General features: G+C 71.6%; 14 protein-coding genes. All 14 read left to right on the forward strand.

What is annotated here, in order from left to right:
• Positions 1 to 171 precede the first annotated feature (171 nt).
• The 14 genes from ACFVYR_RS15115 to ACFVYR_RS15180 all read left to right on the forward strand — a co-directional run bounded on the left by ACFVYR_RS15115 (position 172) and on the right by ACFVYR_RS15180 (position 20,027).
• Entirely contained in the window at positions 172 to 1,692 is a 1,521-nt protein-coding gene (locus tag ACFVYR_RS15115; protein ID WP_384257517.1) for a bifunctional folylpolyglutamate synthase/dihydrofolate synthase, read from the forward strand.
• Between the two features lie 5 nt (positions 1,693 to 1,697).
• Complete coding sequence (locus tag ACFVYR_RS15120; protein ID WP_384257519.1) at positions 1,698 to 2,075, forward strand: DUF4233 domain-containing protein; 378 nt, start codon at positions 1,698 to 1,700, stop codon at positions 2,073 to 2,075.
• A 56-nt stretch (positions 2,076 to 2,131) separates the two neighbouring features.
• Positions 2,132 to 2,545, forward strand: coding sequence for a nucleoside-diphosphate kinase (ndk, locus tag ACFVYR_RS15125; protein ID WP_384257522.1), 414 nt, complete (start codon positions 2,132 to 2,134; stop codon positions 2,543 to 2,545).
• A 307-nt stretch (positions 2,546 to 2,852) separates the two neighbouring features.
• Positions 2,853 to 3,872: a rod shape-determining protein gene (locus ACFVYR_RS15130; protein WP_030362602.1), complete on the forward strand. Its 1,020-nt coding sequence runs from the start codon at positions 2,853 to 2,855 to the stop codon at positions 3,870 to 3,872.
• 164 nt (positions 3,873 to 4,036) lie between these two features.
• Entirely contained in the window at positions 4,037 to 4,990 is a 954-nt protein-coding gene (gene mreC, locus ACFVYR_RS15135) for a rod shape-determining protein MreC (protein WP_384257524.1), read from the forward strand.
• Between the two features lie 12 nt (positions 4,991 to 5,002).
• Positions 5,003 to 5,677: a rod shape-determining protein MreD gene (mreD, locus tag ACFVYR_RS15140; protein WP_384257527.1), complete on the forward strand. Its 675-nt coding sequence runs from the start codon at positions 5,003 to 5,005 to the stop codon at positions 5,675 to 5,677.
• A gap of 40 nt (positions 5,678 to 5,717) precedes the next feature.
• Positions 5,718 to 7,898, forward strand: coding sequence for a penicillin-binding protein 2 (mrdA, locus tag ACFVYR_RS15145; protein WP_384257529.1), 2,181 nt, complete (start codon positions 5,718 to 5,720; stop codon positions 7,896 to 7,898).
• The gene (gene rodA / locus ACFVYR_RS15150; RefSeq protein ID WP_384257531.1) at positions 7,898 to 9,094 is read left to right on the forward strand and encodes a rod shape-determining protein RodA; all 1,197 of its coding nucleotides are present in this window, start codon (positions 7,898 to 7,900) and stop codon (positions 9,092 to 9,094) included. Before mrdA ends, rodA begins: the two co-directional genes overlap by 1 nt.
• A 61-nt stretch (positions 9,095 to 9,155) precedes the next feature.
• The gene (locus ACFVYR_RS15155; protein ID WP_384257534.1) at positions 9,156 to 10,724 is read left to right on the forward strand and encodes a CHAD domain-containing protein; all 1,569 of its coding nucleotides are present in this window, start codon (positions 9,156 to 9,158) and stop codon (positions 10,722 to 10,724) included.
• 50 nt (positions 10,725 to 10,774) lie between these two features.
• Complete coding sequence (locus ACFVYR_RS15160; protein ID WP_384257537.1) at positions 10,775 to 12,700, forward strand: TIGR03960 family B12-binding radical SAM protein; 1,926 nt, start codon at positions 10,775 to 10,777, stop codon at positions 12,698 to 12,700.
• A 40-nt stretch (positions 12,701 to 12,740) separates the two neighbouring features.
• Positions 12,741 to 13,301: a GNAT family N-acetyltransferase gene (locus ACFVYR_RS15165; RefSeq protein ID WP_384257540.1), complete on the forward strand. Its 561-nt coding sequence runs from the start codon at positions 12,741 to 12,743 to the stop codon at positions 13,299 to 13,301.
• A gap of 6 nt (positions 13,302 to 13,307) precedes the next feature.
• Positions 13,308 to 14,621 (forward strand): hypothetical protein, encoded by a 1,314-nt coding sequence (locus ACFVYR_RS15170; RefSeq protein WP_384257542.1) that lies wholly within the window; start codon positions 13,308 to 13,310, stop codon positions 14,619 to 14,621.
• A 47-nt stretch (positions 14,622 to 14,668) separates the two neighbouring features.
• A complete protein-coding gene (locus ACFVYR_RS15175; protein WP_384257545.1) occupies positions 14,669 to 15,469 on the forward strand; it encodes a TIGR03936 family radical SAM-associated protein in 801 nt (266 codons plus the stop codon).
• A 232-nt stretch (positions 15,470 to 15,701) separates the two neighbouring features.
• Positions 15,702 to 20,027 carry a ribonuclease E/G gene (locus ACFVYR_RS15180; protein ID WP_384257547.1) on the forward strand — a complete coding sequence of 1,442 codons (4,326 nt, stop codon included), beginning with the start codon at positions 15,702 to 15,704 and terminating at the stop codon, positions 20,025 to 20,027.
• The last annotated feature ends 163 nt before the right edge of the window (positions 20,028 to 20,190 follow it).

Below are 20,190 nucleotides of genomic sequence, written 5' to 3' on the forward strand. Positions count from 1 at the left end.
TCGAAAGTCCCGACGAAGGCCCTGGAGGGCCGCGTGAGGTCCGCGTAGGGTCCGCGTGAGGTCCGCGTAGGGTCCGCGTGAGGTCCGCGCAGGGTCCGCGTGCGGTCTGTGCGCCGAACTACCTGGAGGTCCTGACCGCACGTGTCGGCGCCGCTCCGTAGACTGGCGTGCGTGAGTGACCTCCCCCCGCATGACGACGACCGACCCGCCGAGCCCGACGACGCCTTCGAGGAGATCGTCGGTGCCGAGACGGACCGCGATCCCGACCTCGCCGTGATCGAGGCGGGCAGCCGCACCCTGCGCACCCAGGCGGGCCCGCCCCAGGGCGATGTCCCCGCCCGCCCCACCGACCCGGAGGTGGACAGGGCGCTGCGCGAGGTGGAGGCGGAGCTCGCGGGCCGCTGGGGCGAGACGAAGCTGGAGCCCTCCGTCAGCCGCATCGCCGCGCTGATGGACGTCCTGGGCGAGCCGCAGCGCGCGTACCCCTCGATCCACATCACGGGCACGAACGGCAAGACGTCCACGGCCCGCATGGTCGAGGCGCTGTTCTCCGCCTTCGACCTGCGCACCGGCCGTTACACCTCGCCGCACGTCCAGTCGATCACCGAGCGCATCAGCCTGGACGGCGCGCCCGTCGAGGCCGAGCGCTTCATCGAGTCGTACAACGACATCAAGCCGTACGTGGAGATGGTCGACTCCCAGCAGGAGTACCGCCTCTCGTTCTTCGAGGTGCTCACCGGCATGGCGTACGCGGCCTTCGCCGACGCCCCCGTGGACGTGGCCGTCGTCGAGGTCGGCATGGGCGGCAGCTGGGACGCGACGAACGTGATCGACGGCTCGGTCGCCGTCATCACCCCCATCGACCTGGACCACACGGACCGCCTCGGTTCCACGGTCGGCGAGATCGCCAAGGAGAAGGCCGGCATCATCAAGCCGGGCGCGACGGTGATCATGGCCCAGCAGCAGGTGGACGCCGCACAGGTACTCCTGAAGAAGTCCGTGGAGGTCGACGCGACGGTGGCCCGCGAGGGCCTGGAGTTCGGCGTCGTCGCCCGCCAGGTGGCGGTCGGCGGTCAGCTCCTGACGCTCCGCGGCCTCGGCGGTGAGTACGAGGAGATCTTCCTGCCGCTGCACGGCGAGCACCAGGCGCACAACGCCGCGGTGGCGCTCGCCGCCGTCGAGGCGTTCTTCGGCATCGGCTCGCAGCACACGCGCGCGCTGGACATCGAGACGATCCGCAAGGCCTTCGCTTCGGTGTCATCGCCGGGCCGCCTGGAGGTGGTGCGCCGCTCGCCCACCGTCGTCCTCGACGCCGCGCACAACCCGGCGGGCGCCCGCGCCGCGGCCGCCGCGATCAGCGAGGCCTTCGACTTCAGCCGGCTGATCGGCGTGGTCGGCGCGAGCGACGACAAGGACATGAGGGGGCTCCTCGAAGCGTTCGAGCCGATCTTCGCCGAGGTCGTCGTCACGCAGAACTCCAGCCACCGGGCGATGGACGCGGACACGCTGGCCGGACTCGCCGTCGAGGTCTTCGGCGACGACCGCGTCCAGGTCGAGCCGCGTCTGGACGACGCCCTGGAGGCGGCGATCACCCTCGCCGAGGAGGAGGGGGAGTACGCCGGTGGCGGCGTACTCATCACTGGTTCCGTCATCACGGTCGGCGAGGCCCGACTGCTCCTGGGGAGAGGCTGATTCCTGTGCGTATGCTCTGCGCCTCGACGCTGATCGGCGAGTTCTTCGTCATCGGCTTCGCGGGTCTGGTCGCCATGAAGGACGACGACCTGTCGATGGGCACGGTCTGGACGGTCTGCGGCATCGCGATGGCGGTGTCCCTGCTGCTCTGCGGAATGATCACCCGGCCCGGTGGGGTGCAGCTCGGCTGGGCGCTGCAGATCGCGCTGATCGCGAGCGGTTTCGTGGTGCCCACGATGTTCTTCCTCGGCGCGGTGTTCGCCGCCCTGTGGTGGGCGTCGGTCCACTTCGGCCGCAAGGTCGACGAGGCGAAGGCCCGGTTCGCGGCCATGACCGAGGGGCAGGCGCAGGGGCAGCCGGAGGCCGGAGGTAACCCCGCGTAGCCGTCCCCGGTATCGTGCGGCCCAATCCCGTTGACAGAACTCTTTTGGAGCCGCACATGAGCCAGCGCACCCTCGTCCTGCTGAAGCCCGACGCCGTCCGTCGTGGTCTGATCGGAGAGATCATCGGCCGCATCGAGCGCAAGGCGGGCTGGACGATCTCCGCGCTGGAGCTGCGCTCGCTCGACCAGGAGACCCTGGAGCAGCACTACGGCGAGCACAAGGGCAAGCCCTTCTACGAGCCGCTGGTCGCCTTCATGTCGTCGGGCCCGGTCGTCGCGCTCGTCGTCGAGGGCGAGCGGGTCATCGAGGGTGTGCGCGCCCTCGCCGGGCCGACCGACCCGATCGCCGCGGCGCCCGGTTCGATCCGCGGCGACTTCGGCACGATCGTCCGGGAGAACCTGATCCACGCCTCGGACTCCGAGGAGTCCGCCGAGCGCGAGCTCAAGATCTTCTTCCCTGGTGCCGCCTGAGTCGGACGCCCCTGACGTGAAGTCAGCACGGCGCCGGGCCAGCCGGAACGGAGCCGGGACGGCCGGAGGAATTCGGCCGTCCCTTGGCATATGCACCCCGATCGGGGGAACGCATGCCCCCTATGGCACGTCTCCAAGGGCGAGGCGGCACATCATCTGCTGACAATGGCGAAGACCCTCGCGCCGTCTTCGCGCGGCCGAGACTACGATGGAAGCCTCCACTGCCACACAGCACCCACCTCGCCTACCTAAAAAGCCATCAAACGCTCCACTAGGGAAGGCCAGACGCATCCTCATGGGGAACAACATGTCGTTCATCGGCCGTGACATGGCTGTCGACCTCGGGACCGCCAACACGCTGGTGTACGTCAGGGGTCGGGGGATCGTACTCAACGAGCCGTCCGTCGTCGCGATCAACACCAACACCGGTGGCATCCTCGCGGTGGGCGCCGAGGCGAAGAAGATGATCGGGCGCACGCCCGGCAACATCGTCGCGGTGCGTCCGCTGAAGGACGGCGTCATCGCCGACTTCGAGATCACCGAGCGGATGCTCCGCTACTTCATCCTGAAGATCCACAAGCGGCGCTACCTCGCCCGTCCGCGCGTCGTCGTCTGTGTGCCCTCGGGCATCACCGGCGTCGAGCGCCGCGCCGTCATCGAGGCCTCCTCGCAGGCCGGTGCGCGCCAGGTGCACATCATCGAGGAGCCCATGGCCGCGGCCATCGGTTCCGGTCTGCCGGTCCACGAGGCCACCGGCAACATGGTGGTCGACATCGGCGGCGGCACCACCGAGGTCGCCGTCATCTCGCTCGGCGGAATCGTCACGGCACAGTCGATCCGCGTCGCGGGCGACGAGCTGGACAACGCGATCATCCAGCACATCAAGAAGGAGTACTCCCTCCTCCTCGGCGAGCGCACCGCCGAACAGATCAAGATCACCATCGGTTCGGCGTACGACATGGACGCCGACGAGCACACCGAGATCCGCGGCAGGGACCTGGTCTCCGGGCTGCCCAAGACCGTCGTCATCTCCGCCGCCGAGGTCCGCAAGGCCATCGAGGAGCCGGTCAACGCCATCGTCGACGCGGTGAAGACCACTCTCGACAAGTGCCCGCCGGAGCTCTCCGGCGACGTGATGGACCGCGGCATCGTCCTCACCGGCGGCGGCGCCCTGCTGCGCGGCCTCGACGAGCGGCTGCGCCGGGAGACCGGCATGCCGATCCACATCGCCGAGGACCCGCTCGACAGCGTGGCGCTCGGCTCCGGAAAGTGTGTCGAGGAATTCGAGGCGTTGCAGCAGGTGCTCGACGCCCAGCCGCGCAGATGATCTGACGCGCGAGGATCCGCCGTACGCGTGCTTGCCACGTCGTGCGGCGGATCGTTGATATAGAGGCAAGACAGAAGAATCCAGGCAACGCAGAAAATTCCCCCGAACCGCGTGGAACGCGCAACTTCCACGCCATTCCGATTGAGGAAGGCACGCCGCCGCACGTGAGGGACACACGAGAGAGCCGGCTGCTTCTGGTGCTGCTGGTAGCCATCGCGTTCGCTTTGATCACGGTGGACATCCGCGGTGGTGAGGACTCGCCGGTCGACGGTGCCCGCAGGACCGCCGCGACGGTGTTCGGTCCGGTCGAGGAGGGGATGTCCTCCGCCGTCGACCCGATCGGGAACGCCATCGGCGCGGTGCGCGACTCCGGAGAACGCCACAGCCGCATCGCCGAACTGGAGCGGCAGAACGCCGCCCTGAAGGCGAAACTCGGCAGCGACGACCGCAACCGCAGCCGTGTGCAGCAGCTCGACAGCATGCTGAAGAAGGCCGGCGCGGGGCAGTACGGCATCAAGGGCGCCGAGGTCATCGGGATAGGAGCGGCCCAGGGCTTCTCCTGGACCGTCACCATCGACGCCGGCGCCAACGACGGGATCAAGCGCGACATGACCGTCCTGAACGGCGAAGGCCTGGTCGGCCGCGTCACCACGGTCGGCCCGAGCACCGCGACCGTCCTGCTCGCCAACGACCCCGACTTCACCGTCGGCACCCGCATGGAGAAGACCGACGAACTCGGCTTCGCCACCGGCCAGGGCGACCGTCCGCTCTCCGTCCAGCTGCTCAACGGCAAGGCCAAGGTCAAGAAGGGCGACCGCCTGGTCACCTTCGGCTCGCGCAAGGACAAGCCGTTCGTACCGGGCGTCCCGGTCGGCGAGGTCGTCCGCGTCGACCCCTCGGGCGGTGACCTCACCCGCCGGGTCTACGTGAAGCCGTACGCCGGGTTCACCAGGCTCGACATCGTCGGCGTGGTCGTCGAGGCGCCCCGCGAGGACCCGCGCGACACGGTCCTGCCGAAGAAGCCCGCAAAGCCCAAGCCCACCCCGACGGTGACCGTCACGGCCACCCCCTCGGGACAGCCCCCGGCCGACGGCGCCGACGACGGCAACGAGCAGTAGGAGACCGGACCCATGCGCTTCAACCGAATCCTGCTCTCCACCGCCCTCGTCGTCGTCGCCCTGGTCATCCAGGTCAGCGTCCTGGCCCGGCTCCAACTGCCGGGCGCGGTGCCGGACCTGGTGCTGCTCACCGTCCTCGGCCTCGCCCTCGTCTACGGTCACGTCGGCGGCGCCCTCGTCGGCTTCGGCGCCGGACTCCTGTCCGACCTCGCGCCGCCCGCCGACCACGCCGCCGGACGGTACGCGCTGGTGCTCTGCGTCGTCGGCTACCTCGCGGGCCTCGCCAAGCCCGACAACGGCCGCCTGCGCTCCGCCACCGGACCGCTCGTCGTGGTCGTCAGCGCCGCCATCGGCTCGACCCTGCTGTACGCGGGCGTCGGCTCCCTCGTCGGGGACACCGCGGCCCGCCATGTCGGCCTGGTCGGCCTGCTGTTCACCGCCGCGCTCTACGACCTGGTGCTCGCGCCCTTCACCGTGCCGCTGATCATCGCGCTCGCCCGGCGCGCCGAGAACGACCCGCTCGGGGAGAACTCACCCGTCAACAAGGCGGCCGACGTCTCCTCCGGCTGGCTCTCCTCCGGCACCGGGCTGAGCATCGGCAACCAGCGCGGCGGCGGCCTGCGGGCCAAGGCGGCCAAGGCCCGGGTCGCCCGCGCCGGCCGCATCAAGGGGGTCAAGCGCCTGTGACGGCGACTCACTTCGCTGACGCACCCAGGGGAGGGAAGAAGTGACCAACATTCCCGAGACGGGCCGGACCCCACGCGTCCAGATCCGTCTCATCGTCATCCAGATCCTCGTCGTCTCCCTCCTGCTCACCCTCGGCGGCCGCCTCTGGTACCTCCAGGTCCGCAACGGCGACGAGTACGCCGAGGAAGCCTCGGGCAACCACGTCCAGCAGGTCGTCCAGCCGGCCACCCGCGGCTCCATCCTGGACGCCCGCGGAGTGCCGATCGCCGACAACGAGACCCGCCTCGTCGTCTCCGCGTCCCGCACGGACCTGATGAAGATGAAGGACGACGGCAAGGCGGTCCTCGCCAAGCTCGCCGACGTCCTCGACATGAAGCCCGAGGAAGTCCAGGGCAAGGTCCGCCTCTGCGACGCCAAGACGCCGCAGCCCTGCTGGAACGGCTCGCCGTACCAGCCCATCCCGGTCACCGACGAGGCCACGCCCCGCCAGGCCCTGCAGATCCGCGAGCGCTCCGAGGACTTCCCCGGCATCACCGCCGAGCCCACCGCCGTGCGCCGCTACGCCGCCCCCGGCAAGTCCAACACCGCCCAGGTCCTCGGCTACCTCTCGCCCGTCACCGACGAGGAGATCAAGAAGGCCGAGAACACCTCCTCGCCCTACCTCCGCTCGGACATGGTGGGCCGCTCCGGCCTCGAGCGCACGTACGACAAGCAGCTGCGCGGCAAGGCCGGTGTCACCCGCTACGAGGTGGACAACCTCGGCCGCGTCATCGGCAAGGCCGAGGCGGACGCGGCCAAGCCCGGCGCCAACGTCGTCACCAGCATCGACGCGCGGGTGCAGGCCGTCTCCGAGTACTGGCTGAACGACGCGATGAAGAAGGCCCGCAAGGAGTTCGACAAGAACACCGGGGAGAACTACAAGGCTGACGCGGGCGCCGTCGTCGTCATGGAGAACAAGACGGGACGCGTCGTCTCCATGGCCTCCAACCCGACGTACGACCCGAACGCCTGGGTCGGCGGCATCTCCGGCAAGGACTACACCAGGCTCACCGGCAAGCAGTCGAACTACCCGCTGCTGAACCGCGCCATCCAGGGCCAGGCCGCCCCCGGCTCGATCTTCAAGGTCATCCCGACGACCGCGGCGGTCAACGCGGGCTACGACTTCAACGGCCGCTACCCCTGCCCCAGTTCGTACTCCATCGGCGGCCAGACCTTCCAGAACTACGAGTCCAAGGGCCACGGCTCCATCTCGCTCGGCCAGGCCCTCGAAGTCTCCTGCGACACCGTCTTCTACAAGCTGTCGCACGACCAGTGGCGCAAGGACGGCGGCAACAAGCCGGTGAAGAACCCCAAGGACTGGTTCTACCGGACCGCCCACCAGTTCGGCCTCGGCAAGGAGACCGGCATCGACCTGCCCAACGAGGTCTCCGGACGCGTCCCCGACCGCCAGTGGAAGAAGGACTACTGGAAGGCCAACAAGGACGCCTGGTGCAAGCAGGGCAAGAAGAGCGGCGGTGACTACGCCGAGCGCATCGCCTACGAGAACTGCCTCGAAGGCATGAAGATGCGCGCGGGCGACTCCGTCAACTACTCCATCGGCCAGGGCGACACCCTCGTCACGCCGATCCAGATGGCCACGATCTACTCCGCCATCGCCAACGGCGGCACCCTCCACGACCCCACCGTCGGCAAGGCGATCGTCAGCGCCGACGGCAAGCGGGTCGAGGAGATCGCGCCCAAGTCGCACGGCAGGCTGCCGATGGACGCCAAGCTGCAGAAGGACATAGACGGTGCCCTCTCGGACGTCGCCACGCGCGGTACGGCCGCCTGGCGGTTCCAGGGCTGGCCGCAGAAGAAGATCCCGATGCACGCCAAGACCGGTACCGCGGAGGTCTACGGCAAGCAGACCACCTCGTGGTTCGCGACGTACACCAAGGACTACACGATCGTGATGACGATCTCCCAGGGCGGTACGGGTTCCGGTGCGTCGGGACCCGCCGTCCGCCAGATCTACAACGCGATCTACGGCCTGGACGACGACGGCAAGCAGGACATCAAGAAGGCACTCCTGCCCGAACCGCAGAAGAAGCTGCCGAAGATCGAGACCGACGGCTCCATCGACTCCCCGGAGATCAAGCCGTACAAGCCCCGGGCGCCCAAGCCGCCGGCCGAGCAGCAGCAGCTGGCCGGGGCCCCGGCCGAGAACTGGAGGCGTGACTGATGACCGCCGGCGGCTTCTCCGTCTCCGGGTACGGCCCGGAGCGTTCCGGCATGTCGCGGCTGCTCGCCCGCGACTCGATACTGCGCCGGCTCGACTGGCCGATGCTGTTCGCGGCGATCGCGCTCTCCGGGATCGGCACCGCGCTCGTCTACTCCGCGACCCGCAACCGCACCGAGCTCGTCGGCGACGACCCGTGGTCCTTCGCGCTCAAGCACGTCCTGAACACCGGCATCGGCTTCGCCCTGATGATCGGCACCGTCTGGCTCGGCCACCGCACGCTGCGCACGGCCGTGCCGATCCTCTACGGCATCTCCGTCTTCCTGGTCCTGCTCGTCCTCACCCCGCTCGGCGCGACGATCAACGGCGCCCACGCGTGGATCGTGCTCGGCGGCGGCTTCTCGCTGCAGCCCTCCGAGTTCGTGAAGATCACGATCATCCTGGGCATGGCGATGCTGCTCGCGGCCCGCGTCGACGCGGGCGACCGGGAACATCCCGACCACCGCACGGTCGTGCAGGCGCTCGCCCTCGCCGCCGTGCCGGTCGCGATCGTGATGCTCATGCCGGACCTCGGTTCGGTCATGGTCATGGCGATGATCGTCCTTGGTGTGCTGCTCGCATCCGGCGCCTCCAACCGCTGGGTGTTCGGCCTGCTCGGCGCCGGCGTCGCCGGTGGCGTCGCCATATGGCAGCTCGGCGTCCTGGACGACTACCAGATCGCCCGCTTCGCCGCCTTCGCCAACCCCGCGCTCGACCCGGCGGGCGTCGGCTACAACACCAACCAGGCGCGCATCGCCATCGGCTCCGGCGGCCTGACGGGCACCGGCCTGACCAAGGGCTCCCAGACCACCGGCCAGTTCGTCCCCGAGCAGCAGACGGACTTCGTCTTCACGGTCGCGGGCGAGGAGCTCGGGTTCCTCGGCGCGGGCGCGATCCTGCTCCTGCTCGGCGTCGTCCTGTGGCGCGCCTGCCGCATCGCGCGCGAGACGACCGAGCTGTACGGCACGATCGTCGCCGCCGGGATCATCGCCTGGTTCGCCTTCCAGGCCTTCGAGAACATCGGGATGACCCTCGGCATCATGCCGGTCGCGGGCCTTCCGCTGCCCTTCGTCTCGTACGGGGGTTCGTCGATGTTCGCGGTCTGGGTGGCCGTCGGACTACTTCAGTCGATCAAGGTGCAGCGCCCCATGTCGGCCTGAGCGAGGACGCCGGACCGTCCGAGGCATGTTTGCCGCCGCGTTTCGCGTCTAGATTCAATCCATGGCGGAGACGAAGCGCGAGATCGAGCGGAAGTACGACGTCGGGGCGGACGCGACGCTGCCCGACCTGTCCGGCGTCCCCGGGGTCGCGGACGTCGTCGACAGAGGCGTCGTCGAACTGGACGCCGTCTACTGGGACACCGCCGACCAGCGCCTGGCGGCCGCCTCGGTCACGCTGCGGCGGCGCACCGGCGGCCCCGACGAGGGCTGGCACCTGAAACTCCCGGTGTCGCTCGCCGACGGCGTACGGGACGAGATCCACGCCCCGCTCTCGGACACGGTGCCGCCCGCCCTCGCCGCACTCGTGCGCTCCCGGGTGCGCTCGGCCGAACTGGTCCCCGTCGTCCGCCTGCTGTCCGCGCGGACCCTGTGCCACCTCCTCGACGCCCAGGGCGCCCTGCTCGCCGAGGCCAGCGTCGACCGGGTGCTGGCCGAGCGGCTCGCCGGGGACGCCGGCACCGTCGAATGGACCGAGGCCGAGGTCGAACTGGCGGACGGCGGCGACCCCGCGCTCCTCGACAAGGTCGAGAAGAAGCTCAAGAAGGCGGGCGCGCGGCGCTCCTCGTCCCCGTCGAAGCTGGCCAGGGCGCTCGCGAGCACCGAGCAGCGGGAACACACCGGGAAGCAGGCCGGCAAGAGCGAGGCCGTCGCCGACGCGGTGCACGAGGCCGCGGGTGAAGGAGCAGGGAGCGCCGGTGACCACGTCCTCGGCTACCTCCGCGCCCAGCGCGACGCGCTCGTCTCGCTCGACCCCGCCGTCCGCCGCGACCTGCCAGACGCCGTGCACCAGATGCGCGTCGCCACCCGCCGGATGCGCAGCGCCTTCAAGTCGTACGGGAAGATCCTCGACCGCACGGTCACCGACCCCCTGGGCGATGAGCTCAAATGGCTCGCGGCCGAGCTGGGCGTCGCCCGCGACCAGGAAGTCCTCGCCGAGCGGCTCGGCGCCCGCATCGGTGCGCTGCCCGAGACCCTCCTCCTCGGTCCGGTGCGCGGGCGGCTGCGGATCTGGGACGTCGCCAGGAGCACCGACGCCCGGCACGGCGCGCTCGCCGCCCTCGACAGCGAGCGCTACCTCACCCTCCTGGACACTCTCGACGCCCTGCTCGCCGCGCCCCCACTGCGCCCCGCCGCGGCCAAGGCGCCCGCGAAAGCGCTGCCCAAGGCCGCCCTCAAGGACTACGCCCGGCTGGCCACCCGTATCGACCACGCCCTGGAGCTGGCCCCGGGCCCCGCGCGCGACGTCGCGCTGCACGCCGCCCGCAAGGCCGCCAAGCGCGCCAGGTACGCGGGCGAGTCGGCGGTGCCCGCGCTCGGCAGGCCCGCCAAGCGGTTCGCCAAGCGGATGAAGGCCGTGCAGAGCCTCCTCGGCGACCACCAGGACAGCGTGGTCGCGCGCGAGGCGCTGCGGGCCCTGGCGATCCAGGCGCACCTGGCCGGGGAGTCCGCCTTCACCTGGGGAATTCTGTACGGCCAGGAGGAGGCGGCGGGCGCGGACCGGGAGCGGGAGCTGCCGGGGGAGTGGGCCGCGGCCTCCCGGGCGAAAGTGCGGGCGGCGCTCGGCGGGTGAACACCGGGGTACGCTTGATGGTCACCCCTGCCCGCTCATGAAGGTTCGCGATGTCTGCCGAGTCGGTCTTCCCACAGCTCGAAGCTCTGCTCCCGCATGTGCAGAAGCCCATCCAGTACGTCGGCGGTGAGCTGAACTCCACCGTCAAGCCGTGGGATTCCTGCGACGTCCGCTGGGCGCTCATGTACCCGGACGCGTACGAGGTCGGACTGCCCAACCAGGGCGTCCAGATCCTCTACGAGGTCCTGAACGAGCGCGAGGGCGTGCTCGCCGAGCGCACCTACAGCGTCTGGCCGGATCTGGAGGCCCTGATGCGCGAGCACCGGGTGCCCCAGTTCACGGTCGACTCGCACCGCCCCGTCGGCGCCTTCGACGTCTTCGGTCTCAGCTTCTCCACCGAGCTCGGCTACACCAACATGCTGGCCGCCCTGGACCTCGCGGGCATCCCGCTGGAGTCCAAGGACCGCACCCTGGACGACCCGATCGTCCTCGCGGGCGGCCACGCCGCCTTCAACCCCGAGCCGATCGCCGAGTTCATCGACGCCGCGATCATCGGCGACGGCGAGCAGGCCGTGCTCGACATGACGGGGATCATCCGCGCCTGGAAGGCCGAGGGCCGCCCCGGCGGACGCGAGGAGGTCCTCTTCCGCCTCGCCAGGACCGGTTCGGTCTACATCCCGGCGTTCTACGACGTCGAGTACCTCCCCGACGGCCGCATCGGCCGCGTCGTCCCCAACCGCAGCGGCGTGCCGTGGCGCGTGTCCAAGCACACCGTCATGGACCTCGACGAGTGGCCCTACCCCAAGCAGCCCCTCGTGCCGCTCGCCGAGACCGTCCACGAGCGGATGTCCGTGGAGATCTTCCGCGGCTGCACCCGCGGCTGCCGCTTCTGCCAGGCCGGCATGATCACGCGCCCCGTGCGGGAGCGAAGCATCACCGGCATCGGCGACATGGTCGAGAAGGGCCTGAAGGCGACCGGCTTCGAGGAGGTCGGCCTGCTCTCGCTCTCCTCCGCCGACCACAGCGAGATCGCCGACGTCGCCAAGGGCCTCGCCGACCGGTACGAGGAGGACAAGATCGGCCTGTCCCTCCCCTCGACCCGCGTCGACGCGTTCAACGTGGACCTCGCCAACGAACTGACCAGGAACGGCCGCCGCTCCGGCCTGACCTTCGCCCCCGAGGGCGGCAGTGAGCGCATGCGCAAGGTCATCAACAAGATGGTGTCCGAGGAAGACCTCATCCGCACCGTCGCGACCGCGTACGGCAACGGCTGGCGCCAGGTGAAGCTGTACTTCATGTGCGGCCTGCCCACCGAGACCGACGACGACGTCCTGCAGATCGCCGACATGGCGATGAACGTCATCCAGAAGGGCCGCGAGGTCTCCGGCTCGAACGACATCCGCTGCACGGTCTCCATCGGCGGCTTCGTGCCCAAGCCGCACACGCCGTTCCAGTGGGCCCCGCAGCTCTCCGCCGAGGAGACCGACGCCCGCCTGGAGAAGCTCCGCGACAAGATCCGCGGCGACAAGAAGTACGGCCGCTCCATCGGCTTCCGCTACCACGACGGCAAGCCCGGCATCGTCGAGGGCCTGCTCTCGCGCGGCGACCGCCGCATCGGCGCCGTCATCCGCGCCGTCTACGAGGAGGGCGGCCGCTTCGACGGCTGGCGCGAGCACTTCAGCTACGAGCGCTGGATGCGGTGCGCCGAGAAGACGCTGCCCGAGGTGGGCGTCGACGTCGACTGGTACACGACGCGTGAGCGCACGTACGAGGAGGTCCTGCCCTGGGACCACCTGGACTCCGGCCTCGACAAGGACTGGCTCTGGGAGGACTGGCAGGACTCGCTCGACGAGACCGAGGTCGAGGACTGCCGCTGGACGCCGTGCTTCGACTGCGGCGTGTGCCCGCAGATGGACACGCACATCCAGATCGGCCCGACCGGCAAGAAGCTCCTGCCGCTGACGGTCGTCAAGTAGCCGGACCGGTACCGGAACCGAAGCGCCGAGCAGCAAGCACATGCCGCGACTCGCCCTGCCCACCGCCCAGGTGCACCGCTCCTACATCGCCGCGATGGAGGAGTTCCGGGCCGAGGGGCAGGGCGGGCCCGGCGACGACACGACGCTCGGCAGCACCCTGCGCCACTACGGCGCACGCTGGCGGGACCCCGCGGTCTTCGCGTCGTACGTCGCCGAGGTCCGCGCCGCCGCCTACCCCGCCGAGCCCCTGGCCGTCCCCGTCACGACCCTCTGGTACGTCGAAGGCGCCGACTACCTCGGCCGCATCACCATCCGGCACACCGTCGCCACCCGCTTCCTGCGCGAGTACGGCGGGCACATCGGCTACGAGGTCCGCCCCACCGCCCGCCGCCGCGGCCACGCCACCGACATGCTCCGCGCCTGCCTCCCGTACGCCGCCGGACTCGGCCTGGAATCCGTCCTGGTCACCTGCGACACCGACAACACCGGTTCCCGCAAGGTCATCGAGGCCGCGGGCGGCACGTTCGAGGACGAGCGGGGCGGCAAGCTCCGGTACTGGATCGGGACCGGCCGCATCCGAACCGACGCCTCGCGCGTCTAGGACTACATGGACCTCGAGAAACGGCCCCCGCGGCCCGCCGAGCACGTGGCCGCCCAGCCACCCGCGACCGCGCGGCCGCAGCCCGAGGGCTGTCTCGCCGTCGCGATCCGCATCCCGGTGCGGATCGTGGTGCTCGTCCTTGTGGTGCCCGTACGCCTGGTGTGGGACGCGCTCGCCGTATCCGGCCGCTTCCTGTACCGCACCGCGCTGCGCCCGCTCGGACGCGGCATCGCCGCCGTACTGACCTGGCTGCTCAAGGCGGTCTTCGTCTGGCCGTGGGTGGGCCTGTGGCGGTACGTGGTGGTGCCGGTGGGTCTCGGGCTCGCCTGGCTGGGCCGGACGCTGATCGGCATCCCCGCGAAGTGGCTCTACGCGCGCGTGCTGACCCCGATCGGGCACGGCATCGCCTGGCTCGGGCGGGGCGTCGCCGCCGGGGTGCTCGGCATCGGCGCGGGCCTGGCCTGGCTGGCCCGTGTCCTGCTCATCGTGCCCGCCGGATGGCTCTACGCGCGCGTGCTGACCCCGATCGGGCACGGCATCGCCTGGCTCGCGCGGGCCATCGGCACGGGCGCCGCCGCGGCCGGACGCAGCATCGGCCTCGTCCTGCTCTGGCTGTTCAAGGCGGTCTTCGTCTGGCCGTGGGTGGGCCTGTGGCGGTACGTGGTCGTGCCGGTGGGCCTCGGGCTCGCCTGGCTGGGCCGGACGCTGATCGTCGTGCCCGCGATGTGGCTCTACGCGCGCGTGCTGACGCCCATCGGGCACGGCATCGCCTGGACGGCCCGCGGCATCGGCGCGGGGATCGCCTGGCTGGCGCGCGGCCTGTGGACCGTCGTCACCACGCTGGGCCGCTGGATCTTCGTCGTACCGGCCGTCGCCCTGTGGCGGTGGGTGCTCGCGCCCGTCGGCCGGGCGGTCGCCGTCGTCGCCCGTGAGATCGGCGACGCGCTCGGCCACGCCTGGCGTGTCGCCGGGCACATCTCCCTCGTCGTCGGCCGCTTCCTCGGCAGACTCCTCCGGTGGATCTTCGTCGAACCGGTGCGGTGGGTCTACCGGACGGTGCTCACACCCGTCGGGCACGTGATCCGCGACGCGGTGTGGCGCCCCGCCGCCGAGGCCGCCCGCAGCGTCGGCCGCACGGCGCGGCAGGCCCTCGCGTCCGCGCGGGAGAGCGTGCGCCAGGCCCGGGCCGATGTGCGGCGGATGCTGTTCGGGGTACCGAAGGAAGCGGTGCCCGTGGCGGTTCCGGTGGCCCGACGGGAACCGGACACGCCGACGGCACGTACTCTAGGTAGCAGTACGACCGCACTCACGAAGGACTGAGAGAACTGGGCAAGCGACAGCCCGTAGGCCCGCCGCCCGCACCCGCGGTGCAGCGCATCCGACTGCGTTACACCAAGCGCGGCCGCCTCCGGTTCACCAGCCACCGTGACTTCCAGCGCGCCTTCGAGCGTGCGCTGCGCCGCGCCGAGGTGCCCATGGCGTACTCGGCGGGGTTCACCCCGCACCCGAAGGTGTCGTACGCCAATGCCGCACCCACCGGCACGGGCAGTGAAGCCGAGTACCTGGAGATCGCGCTCACCGCGCCCCGCGACCCGGAGAAGCTGCGGGAGCTCCTCGACGAGTCGATGCCCGCAGGGCTCGACATCGTCGACGCCGTCGAGTCCCACACCTCGGGACTGGCCGACCGGCTGACGGCGTCCGTCTGGGAACTGCGCCTCGACGGCGTGGAGCCCGCGGAGGCCGAGCGCGCCGCCGAGCTCTTCGCCGCCGCCGAGCAGGTCGAGGTCCAGCGCCGCACCAAGAACGGCATGCGCACCTTCGACGCACGCGAGGCCGTCGTGAGCCTGGCAACGGTCACCGACGGTGAACCGATCGCTTCCGACGCTGATAGGCCGACCGGCAAGCCCTGTGCGATACTGCGGCTGGTTGTTCGGCACGTGACACCTGCCGTACGACCTGACGACGTCCTGTCCGGTCTCCGAGCTGTGGCCGACCTGGCGCCGCCGGTCCCCGCAGCGGTGACCAGGCTGGCGCAGGGGCTTTTCGATGAAGAGACCGGCACGGTGACCGACCCGCTCGCGCCCGACCGCGAGGCAGTAACGGCCGCATCACCCATGGCCGCCGTACCTGCCGCCGCGAAGGCGCCGGTGCCGGAAGGCCCCCGTTAGGGACGTACGTCAAGCGCAGCCCTGGTACTCGGGAGCCACCTGGGTCGGGCAGCGCACTGACCGAGACTTTCGCCAGGCCGTCCGCATTTGGGCGTACGGAACCGGCGAGACAAGACAGAGAGCTCCCGTGCGGCGCCCACGCCCCCGGATGGCGGCCCCGCGCATCTAGCGCGAGCCGCGGACATCACGGACCAGGCGCGGCGCCCGGGAGCGTGACGGGAGAACCGCCCGCATGCTTGAGCCGACCGACCCCACTGAGGGCTCGCAGAACAACACCCCGAGCGACACGCTGCCGCCGCGCCGCAGGCGCCGCGCCGCATCGCGTCCCGCGGGCCCGCCGACGGGCGCCGCCGAAGCCGCGGCTCCGGCCATACCGGCCACCCCCGCCGCCCAGGACGCAGCAGAGGTCGAAGAGACCGAAGAGAGCGAAGTGCTCGCGGAGACCACCGAGGCTCCGACGCCCGTCGCCGAGCCGGAGCCCGAGGCCGCCCCGGCCCCGCGCCGCCGCCGTGCGACCCGCCGCGCCTCCGCGCCCGCCGGTACGCCGCAGGCCGCCGAGGTGACGGAGCCCGCCGCCGAGACCCCCGCGCCCGCCGTGGCGGAGCAGGAGCCCGCCGAGGAGGCCGCACCCGCCCCGCGCGCGCGCCGCCGTGCGACCCGCCGCGCCTCCGCGCCCGCCGGTGCGCCCCAGGCCGCAGCCGAGGAGACGGCCGCCGCTGTCGAGGAGCCCCTTGCGCAGGCCGAGTCGGTGGCCGAGCCGGTGGCCGAGGAGGACGCGCCGAAGGGTCGTACGCGTCGCCGCGCCACGCGCAGCGCTTCCGCTCCGGCCGGTGCGCCGCAAGTCGCCGCGGTCGAGGAGGCCCCCGCGCAGGCCGAGCCGGTCGCTGAGCCGGTGGCCGAGGAGGACGCGCCGAAGGGCCGTACGCGTCGCCGCGCCACGCGCAGCGCTTCCGCTCCGGCCGGTGCGCCCCAGGCCACCGCCGCAGAGACGGCCGCCGCTGTCGAGGAGCCCTCCGCGCAGGCCGAGCCGGTGGCCGAGGAGGACGCGCCGAAGGGTCGTACGCGTCGCCGCGCCACCCGTAGCGCTTCCGCTCCGGCCGGTGCGCCGCGGGCCGCCGAGAAGGAGGTGGCCGCGAAGCTCGCCGAGCAGCCGGCCGCCGCCGGGACGGCACCGGCCGAGGCACCGGCCGAGAACGCCCCCGTCGAGGAGGCCGCCGCCGACAGCGAGGCCCCCGCCCCGCGTCGTCGCCGCGCCACCCGCAAGACCGCCGCCGCCGGGTTCTCCGCCCCCGCGGGCCACAAGGCACGCAAGGCCCGCGGCGCCGACGAGTCCGGTGAGGACGGCGGCCGCAAGCCCCGCCCCGCCGTCGCCGTCTTCCAGGCGCCGGTGTTCGCCGAGCCGATGTTCCAGACCCCGGAGCGCGCCGCTGCCGCGGCCGCCGCCGAGGCCGCGGAGCCCGAGCCCGCCGAGCCCGTCGCCCCCGTGGTGGAGGAGGAGCCGGCCCCGCGTCGGCGCCGCCGCCGTCGGGCCGCCGACGAGCAGCCCGCGGCCGTCGAGGAGCGCGAGCCCGTCAAGGCCGCCGATGAGCAGCAGGCCGACGAGGACGACCACATCGACGCCCCCGCCTCCGAGCAGGCGGATGCCGACGACGACACGGAGGACTCCGGCGAGCGCCAGGGCCGCCGTCGCCGTCGCGGTGGCCGTCGCCGCCGTCGCGGTGACGCCGCCGACCAGGACGGCGAGCAGCACGACGTGCCGGGCGAGTCCGACGACGCCGTCGAGCAGTCGGCCGACGAGGACGCCACGGACACCGCCGAGGAGGCCGACGATGACGCGGACGCCGAGGAGCACGCGGAGTCCGGCGGTTCGGGCTCCAGCAGCAGCCGTCGCCGTCGCCGCCGTCGTCGCCGGGCCGGTGACTCCGCCGAGGGCGAGCCGGCCGACGGCGACCCCGAGCGCACGGTCGTCAAGGTCCGCGAGCCCCGCAAGAAGGAGGAGCGCGAGCTCGGCACCGGCGTCGACGAGGTCCAGTCCATCAAGGGCTCGACGCGCCTCGAGGCCAAGAAGCAGCGCCGCCGCGAGGGACGCGAGCAGGGCCGCCGCCGCGTGCCGATCATCACCGAGGCCGAGTTCCTGGCGCGCCGCGAGGCCGTCGAGCGCGTGATGGTCGTCCGCCAGAACGGCGAGCGCACCCAGATCGGCGTCCTCGAGGACAACGTGCTCGTCGAGCACTACGTCAACAAGGAGCAGGCCACCAGCTACGTCGGCAACGTCTACCTGGGCAAGGTCCAGAACGTACTGCCGTCCATGGAGGCCGCGTTCATCGACATCGGCAAGGGCCGCAACGCGGTGCTCTACGCCGGTGAGGTCAACTTCGAGGCGCTCGGCATGGCCAACGGCCCCCGGCGCATCGAGTCCGCCCTGAAGTCCGGCCAGTCGGTCCTCGTGCAGGTCACCAAGGACCCGATCGGCCACAAGGGCGCCCGCCTGACCAGCCAGGTCTCCCTGCCGGGCCGCTACCTCGTGTACGTGCCCGAGGGCTCCATGACCGGCATCAGCCGCAAGCTCCCCGACACCGAGCGCGCGCGTCTGAAGACCATCCTCAAGAAGATCGTCCCCGAGGACGCGGGCGTCATCGTGCGCACCGCCGCCGAGGGCGCGAGCGAGGACGAGCTGCGCCGCGACGTCGAGCGGCTCCAGGGGCAGTGGGAGGACATCCAGAAGAAGGCGAAGGCGATCTCCACGAGCTCGCCGAGCCTCCTGTACGGCGAGCCGGACATGACCGTCCGTGTCGTCCGCGACATCTTCAACGAGGACTTCTCCAAGGTCATCGTCAGCGGCGACGACGCCTGGCAGACCATCCACGGCTACGTCTCGCACGTCGCGCCCGACCTGGCGGACCGCCTCTCCCGGTGGACCTCCGAGGTCGACGTCTTCGCGACGTACCGCATCGACGAGCAGCTCGCGAAGGCCCTGGACCGCAAGGTCTGGCTGCCCAGCGGTGGCTCGCTGGTGATCGACAAGACCGAGGCGATGATCGTCGTCGACGTCAACACCGGCAAGTTCACCGGGCAGGGCGGCAACCTCGAAGAGACCGTGACGAGGAACAACCTCGAAGCGGCCGAGGAGATCGTGCGCCAGCTGCGCCTGCGCGACCTCGGCGGCATCGTCGTCATCGACTTCATCGACATGGTCCTGGAGTCGAACAGGGACCTGGTCCTGCGCCGCCTGCTCGAATGCCTCGGGCGCGACCGTACGAAGCACCAGGTCGCCGAGGTCACCTCGCTGGGCCTGGTCCAGATGACCCGCAAGCGGGTCGGCCAGGGGCTCCTGGAGTCCTTCTCCGAGACCTGCGTGCACTGCAACGGCCGCGGTGTCATCGTGCACATGGAGCAGCCCGCCTCCGCCGGTGGCGGCGGCAAGCGCAAGAAGCGCGGGCGCGGCGGCCCGGAGCAGGACCAGGGTCACGAGCACACGCACGAGCACGAGGCCGACGGCTACGACGCCATCGAGACCGAGGCCGAGGTCGCGGCGGAGGCCGCCGCCCCGGTGGCGCTGCCCGAGCCCGCGTTCGTCGCGGACGAGGAGCTGTACAGCAGCGCGGCCGAGGCAGAGGCAGCCGCTTCGCGCGGTGGCCGCTCGCGGCGCCGGGCGACCCGGCGGGCATCGGCTCCTGCGGGTGCCCCCCGCGCCGAGGCCGCCCCGGTCGCGGAGAACTCCCAGGAGGAGTCCCCGAAGCAGGAGGCTCGCAAGGCGGAGGCTCCGAAGGCGAAGAAGTCCGGCCGGCGGGCCAGGGCCGCCGAGAAGGCCGAGCGGGCAGCCAAGGCGGAGGCCGAGAACGCCGAGGTCCCGGTCGTCGAGTCCGAGGTCGCGCGCACCGAGGCGCCGGCCGTCGAGGACCCGATGGTGGGCTCGCCCGCGGCCGTCGAGGCGGCGCAGGAGGCCCACGCCGAAGCGGCTCCCGAGGCTCCCGCCGAGGACGCCGCGCCGAAGGGCCGTACGCGCCGTCGTGCGGTCCGCAAGGCGACGTCACCCGCCGGTTCGCCGAAGACCGCCGAGAGCGCGTCCGAGGCCGCCGAGGTGGTCGTGGCGGAGGCGCCCAAGGCGGAGCCGGTCGCCGAGCCGGTGACGGAGCCCGTGGCCGAGGCGCCCGCCGCCGACGCCGCGCCGCCCCGCCCGCGTCGCCGTGCGGTCCGCAAGGCCACCGCGCCGACCGCGTCCGAGGAGGCGGCCGTCATGGTCGTCCCGTCGGCCGAGAAGCCCGCGGAGAAGCCCGCGGAGAAGCCCGCGGACAAGTCTGCGGACGAGCCCGCCGGGCGGACCGGGGCACAGGCCGAGGCCCCGGCCGACGAGGCGGCCCCGGCCAAGAAGACGGCGCGCAAGACCGCGGCCAAGAAGGCGCCCGCGAAGAAGGCGGCCGCCAAGAAGACCGCGGCCAAGAAGACGGCCGCGAAGAAGACGACGGCCAAGAAGGCGTCGAAGACGACGGCGAAGAAGGCCGCGGCGGCGGAGCAGACGCCGTCCGGTGTCTCCGCCAGCGCGTCGAGCGAGGACTGACCTCTTCGCGACCAGGTGCCCCCTCTCCCGCGTCCGCGCGGGGCAGGGGGCGCCGGCATGTCACCCCGGTTTGTCCCGCGAACGGGATATTGCGCCCCGAAAGCGTGAAGCGGTCCCCCCTGCCTTGGAGCACGGGGAGATACCTGTAAAACTCATGCGGTCT

The organism is Streptomyces sp. NPDC058284, from assembly GCF_042881135.1.
Lineage (GTDB): Bacteria > Actinomycetota > Actinomycetes > Streptomycetales > Streptomycetaceae > Streptomyces.